The sequence below is a fragment of the Marivita geojedonensis genome (assembly GCF_002115805.1).
Classification (GTDB): Bacteria; Pseudomonadota; Alphaproteobacteria; order Rhodobacterales; family Rhodobacteraceae; genus Marivita; species Marivita geojedonensis.
On record NZ_JFKC01000073.1, the window covers coordinates 1 to 654 of the forward strand.

1 protein-coding gene is annotated in these 654 nt (G+C 58.9%); it reads left to right on the forward strand.

The features are described from left to right. Positions 1 to 9: 9 nt before the first annotated feature. Positions 10 to 654 (forward strand): ammonium transporter (locus MGEO_RS21065; protein ID WP_408607535.1); only part of this gene is annotated, 645 nt, incomplete at its 3' end.

A 654-nucleotide genomic window follows, 5' to 3' on the forward strand; every position in this document is an offset into this window, starting at 1 on the left:
GTCTTGATTGTGGGCCCGCGCTTGGGGCGCTTTGATGACGGCTCTGGCGCCCACACTATCACCCCTTCGAACATGCCCACCGCCACACTTGGGGCTCTTCTTCTCTTCATCGGCTGGCTGGGCTTCAATGGCGGAAGCACATTGGTGCTGGACGAAACTGTACCTTCTATTCTCATCAACACGGTCGTCGGAGGATGTGTCGGTGCTATCTCGGCCGGGGGGCTTCGCTACGCGGTCAATCAGCGGCTCGACGTGGATCAGTTCATCAATGGCGCACTAGGCGGACTTGTTGCGGTTACCGCGAACTGTTTCGCCGTCTCGACAGGGTCCGCCGCCCTGATTGGCCTGGTTGGTGGCATGATTGTCGTCTTCTTCAGCCAGATCCTCGAAACCCTGAAGATCGACGATGCGGTCGGAGCAATCCCTGTGCACCTGGGGGCCGGGATATGGGGCACTCTGGCGACTGGCCTCTACGGCGATCTCGAAACCCTTGGCACAGGGCTGAGCCGCCTCGAACAGATCGGTGTTCAAGGTCTGGGCGTGCTTGTCTATGGCATCTGGACCTTCGGAGTGGCCTTTCTGATCTTCTCGGCTGGTAACGCGGTTTTCCGATTCAGGGTAACCGAACAGGAAGAGATCGCAGGGCTCAATATC